General features: G+C 44.3%; 4 protein-coding genes. 1 reads left to right on the forward strand and 3 read right to left on the reverse strand.

What is annotated here, in order from left to right; genetic code table 11:
• Window positions 1-313: 313 nt before the first annotated feature.
• Window positions 314-1,072: a NigD-like protein gene (locus ACMJ0U_RS05770; protein WP_417128779.1), complete on the forward strand. Its 759-nt coding sequence runs from the start codon at window positions 314-316 to the stop codon at window positions 1,070-1,072.
• A 175-nt stretch (window positions 1,073-1,247) separates the two neighbouring features.
• Here ACMJ0U_RS05770 and ACMJ0U_RS05775 read toward each other — a convergent pair whose 3' ends face one another.
• Genes ACMJ0U_RS05775 through ruvB form a run of 3 tightly spaced genes read right to left on the reverse strand, consistent with a single transcriptional unit; the run spans window position 1,248 to window position 5,184 of the window.
• Window positions 1,248-2,606, reverse strand: a complete 1,359-nt coding sequence (locus ACMJ0U_RS05775; RefSeq protein ID WP_417128780.1) for a TIGR00341 family protein — start codon at window positions 2,604-2,606, stop codon at window positions 1,248-1,250.
• A 52-nt stretch (window positions 2,607-2,658) separates the two neighbouring features.
• Window positions 2,659-4,149, reverse strand: a complete 1,491-nt coding sequence (locus ACMJ0U_RS05780) for an oligosaccharide flippase family protein (protein ID WP_417128782.1) — start codon at window positions 4,147-4,149, stop codon at window positions 2,659-2,661.
• A gap of 9 nt (window positions 4,150-4,158) precedes the next feature.
• Window positions 4,159-5,184, reverse strand: coding sequence for a Holliday junction branch migration DNA helicase RuvB (gene ruvB / locus ACMJ0U_RS05785; RefSeq protein WP_417128784.1), 1,026 nt, complete (start codon window positions 5,182-5,184; stop codon window positions 4,159-4,161).
• Between the last annotated feature and the right edge of the window lie 19 nt (window positions 5,185-5,203).

A 5,203-nucleotide genomic window follows, 5' to 3' on the forward strand; every position in this document is an offset into this window, starting at 1 on the left:
ATAAACACACCCCATAAGGATTTGTTTGGGAATCATCCCTTTCTTGCCTATAATTATTATTAAACTAACACAAAATCTAAAAAAACACAATATTATATTAATTGCCAAGAGAAAATCAATACATAAATAGCAGTCTTACATAACCATCAAATAATTATCATTACACAACAACCATCAGGAACACGGTATAAAGTCTACCTCTAGAAAATATCAATGTATAACTTTTTTAACCTTCTCACATGCAGGGATTTCATATTTTATCCATTTTATTTACAAAACAAGAAGAAGAAAACACACTTAAAAACAACGCATTATGAATACTCAATCATTCACCTGTAAAGGGATTATCACTATGATGACCATATGCTTTTCTATGGGGTTACAATCATGCCTGGACGACAACAATGACAATCTCTACCTTTCACATTATTATGCTAATGCACTTGTCACAGTAAAACAAAGTGCAGACAACACACCGTACCTGCAATTGGACGACAGCACAACTCTACGCCCCGTAAACATGAGCACTTCTCCTTTTGGCGAGAAGGAAGTAAGGGCACTGGCCAATATTGAATTGGCTAACGAAGCTCCTCAGGAGTATGACAAAGCTGTATTCATCAACTGGATAGACAGTATACTGACCAAACCGATGGCTCCTAACTTGGGAGAGGAAGAAAACAATCGTACATATGGCAATGACCCGGTAGAAATTCTGAATGACTGGGTGACCATTGCAGAGGATGGATACCTGACCCTCCGGTTTGCTACTCGTTGGGGCAACGGGCAATCACATTTTGTCAACCTGATCAGTACGCAGAATCCAGACAATTCGTATGAGGTAGAATTCCGCCACAACGCTTTTGGCGATACGGAAGGTAAAATGGGAGATGCACTGGTTGCTTTCAAGCTGGATGAACTACCCGACACGCAAGGGAAGACTGTCAAGCTAAAACTGAAATGGAATTCTTTCAGTGGAGAGAAATCGGCAGAATTTGATTACTGTACTCGGGAAGCGACGAACCCGGAAGCTCAGGAGGTCACTGCCATTCGCTGCACACAGAGGGTGAAATAAGTTAATTTTGGGAGACTAAAAAAACGCTTAAGCATTCAAACTAAAATGCCTAAGCGTTTTCTCTGAAACGCCTAAGAGTTTTAAATCAAACGCTTAGGCGTTTTATTTGAAATGTACTTGCGTTTTCCAGTAAACACAAAGACGTTTTTCAGAGCAATAAAATCCGGCCTACCAATTACTCTACAATCAACTGTAAATGAGCGTCTCCCGTCTTTGCCTTCAGCCATTTCACGATTTTATCCCGACTCTTAGAATCGGGTACCCGCTGACAATCAATAATGGCGTATGTCAAGGTGTCTATCCGAGAACTATCAACAGACAAACGAAGGCTTTTTGAAACGGAAAGGGTTTTGATTTCCGGGAACAAAACCTTTAACTCCTGCCCTAACTGCTTACCCAGCCAGTCTGAACCGGAAAAGTCAGCCAACTGCTTATGCAGGGTGTTAATTTCTTCATCCTGTTCCTTCAAACGCTTTTCACTGTTCCGATAAAAGTCTTCCATCACCATTGACTTGATGTTGCTGATATCCACCGCACTGCCGTCACCCATTCCCTGAAATACCACCAGTTTGGTTTTGGTCAGATTATATTCAGGCAAACGATGCTGGGCTGCCGCAATCTGTTCCTTTGAAACTTCTTTTCCCACAAGCACTACCTTAATCTCCCGCTTATCGTAGGAAATTTCACGGCTCAGCACTTGCGAATCGGGGAACTGCAACTCTTCCGCAATAAAATGGCTGGCAGAAGTCTGATAGAAAGTTTCTCGCACGATATTATAAGTAAGGTATACCGCCGGGCACATCGTACCGATGGTTATCCAGATGATATAACGCTTTACCAGTTTTTCACGAGCTTTATCCACAAACTGCTTGCGCTGGAAATGCATTACCCGCACCCCGATATAAGTGGCCAAGCTGATAAAGACAGAGTTAATGAAATACAAATAAAAAGCCCCCAAGAAATACAACAAATTACCCGTGGCAATACCGAAACCAGCCGTACACAAAGGAGGCATCAAGGCTGTAGCAATGGCCACACCCGGTATTACATTTCCTTTTTCTTTGGTTGCCAATGCCACAATTCCAGCCAAACCACCTACTAAGGCTATAAACACATCGTATATGGTAGGTGAGGTGCGCGCCAACAGTTCCGACTGTACTTCATCTAGCGGAGTAAAAGCAAAATAAATCGTGGCAGTCGTCACACTGAACAGCGTAGCTACCAGATAACTTTTCAACGAACGCTTCATCAGTTCGAAATCGTTCAAACCGATAGAAAGCCCCACTCCCATGATAGGTCCCATCAAAGGAGAAATCAACATGGCACCGATGATTACTGCCGTAGAATTGACATTCAATCCCAATGAAGCAATAAAGGTAGCAAAAATCAAGACCCAAAGATTGGTTCCTTTAAATTCCACCCCGCTACGGATGGCATCTACCGTCAGCTGCTCATCTTCCTTGCTCCGGTTCAAGTCCAGATACTCATTGAAGAATTTACGAAGAAGGAATTTCCTCTTGTTTCCTAGTTCCATACTTATCCGATTTTATAAATTACACCTCAGCCTATGTTCCACCCCACATTTCTTATTTAAAGAAACGGTTGACAAATGGAAGACTCCTTAAAGGTAAATCTTTTTTGACAATAAATGCTACAAAAACCAATATTAATAAGGTACGGTAACTTAAACGTAACCAAAGGTTGGCGATGGGTGTTTCTTGCGACAAGACATAAAGCACCAATGCCAGAATCAGATAGGTGGTCATCCGCTTCAACGGATAGGCTACAGGATATTTTTTCTGTCCGATGAAATAAGACAACAGAGTAATCACTCCATATCCGGCTACAGACGCCCAAGCCGAAGCCACATAACCACACGTCGGTACCAGCCAGATGTTCAGTCCTAGAATCACAGCACATCCGATAAGAGAGAAATAAGCTCCCCAATAAGTTTCGTCCGTCAGCTTATACCAGAAAGAAAGGTTGAAATAGATACCTTTGATAATCTCAGCCAGCATCACGATAGCTACGACGCTCAGTCCTTCCCAGTAGTCGGAGGCTACCATGTACTTCAATACATCCATGTATCCCATCACGGCCAAGAATGCCAGAAGAGAGAAGATAAAGAAGTACTTCATGGCAGAAGAGTACATCTTCTTGCTGTCGGCATCTTTATTCTTGCCGAAAACAAAGGGCTCGTATGCATAACGGAAAGCCTGGGTAAACATGGCCATAACCAAGGCTACCTTACTGGTGGCGCTGTAAATACCCAACTGTACCAATCCCTCCGAACGGTCATCGAACAGATAAGGATAAATCATCTTGTCGACCGTTTGGTTGAGGATACCAACCAGCCCGAATATCAGAATCGGGAAAGAGTAGTTGATCATGCGCTTCATCAGTACCTTGTCTATGCGGTAAGACACACCGCGCAATTCGGGTATGAAGAAGAACATCTGCAAGGCCGACATAATCAGGTTGGACACGAAAATATATCCCACCAAGTAATCGGGGTTATAGAACCAACTGACGGTTTCGTGTGCATGGACATCGAGCCACGGACAAACCAACAGAAAAAAAAGATTCAGCAGGATATTACCCACGATATTCAGCAACTTGATAGCGGCAAACTTTATCGGCCTCTTCTTATAGCGCAGGTAGGCGAAAGGAATACATTGGAAAGAATCGAGCGCCACCACGCACACCATCATGGCAATATAATCAGGATGGTCCGGATACTCCAACAAGGCTGAAAGCGGATGCAAAAAGGCCATACACAGCACCACAAACAGCAGCGAGAGTCCTCCCACAAACAACAGGGAATTGGCATATACCTTCTGCGCATCCTCGTCCGACTTATTGGCAAAACGGAAAAATCCCGTTTCCATGCCAAAGGTCAGCAACACCAGAATCAGTGCCGTATAGGCATATACATTCGACACTACTCCATATCCTCCGGAAGCAGCAGGAAGCACTGCCGTGTAAAGAGGAACTAACAAATAATTCAAAAAACGTCCTACGATACTGCTCAGTCCATAAATGGCAGTATCCTTTGCCAAAGATTTTATTCCGGCCATAATGTTCTATCAATCAAATAGCGTTTTTCCGCTATTGTATTTACTTTTTCCTAAATGTTTATATGCCAGCTCTGTCACCTCGCGTCCTCTAGGTGTACGCTTCAGAAAGCCTTCTTTTATCAGGAAGGGTTCGTACACTTCTTCCAGCGTACCGGGGTCTTCACCCAAAGCTGTGGCAATGGTAGTCAGTCCCACAGGACCTCCCTTGAACTTGTCGATAAGCGTACACAGAATCTTGTTGTCTATCTCATCCAGACCATACTGGTCAATATTCAGGGCCTCCAGTGCAAAACGGGCAATCTCCAAATCAATTCTTCCCGAACCTTTCACCTGTGCAAAGTCGCGCACGCGTCGCAACAAAGCATTTGCTATACGGGGGGTGCCACGGCTTCGGGAAGCTATCTCTCCTGCCGCATCTGCATCACACGGCACATCCAAGATGCGTGCGGAACGCAGGATGATGCGTGAAAGTACTGAATCGTCATAATACTCCAGGTGCAGGTTGATGCCGAAGCGGGCACGAAGCGGGGCTGTAAGCAAGCCACTGCGTGTGGTTGCTCCCACCAACGTAAATGGGTTCAGGTCAATCTGTATGCTGCGGGCAGAAGGTCCCTTATCAATCATAATGTCGATGCGATAGTCTTCCATGGCAGAATAGAGATATTCTTCCACTACCGGACTCAGACGGTGAATCTCATCGATAAACAGCACATCGTTCGGTTCCAGGCTGGTCAGTACTCCGGCCAAATCACCCGGCTTATCAAGCACCGGACCTGAAGTCACTTTAAACCCCACCCCTAATTCATTAGCAATAATATTGCTCAGTGTGGTCTTTCCTAATCCGGGAGGGCCATGCAACAAGACATGGTCAAGCGCTTCTGCACGAAGTCTCGCCGCTTTCACAAAGATGCGCAGGTTATCCACCACCTTATCTTGTCCGCTGAAATCTTCAAACTGAAGCGGGCGAAGAGCGTTCTCAAAATCACGCTCTTTTCCAGTTGGTTTATAATCGCGTATGTCAAATTGTTCTTCCATAAATTCTTTAAAAGTCTGA

Source organism: Phocaeicola sp. (assembly GCF_048170425.1).
Classification (GTDB): Bacteria; Bacteroidota; Bacteroidia; order Bacteroidales; family Bacteroidaceae; genus Phocaeicola.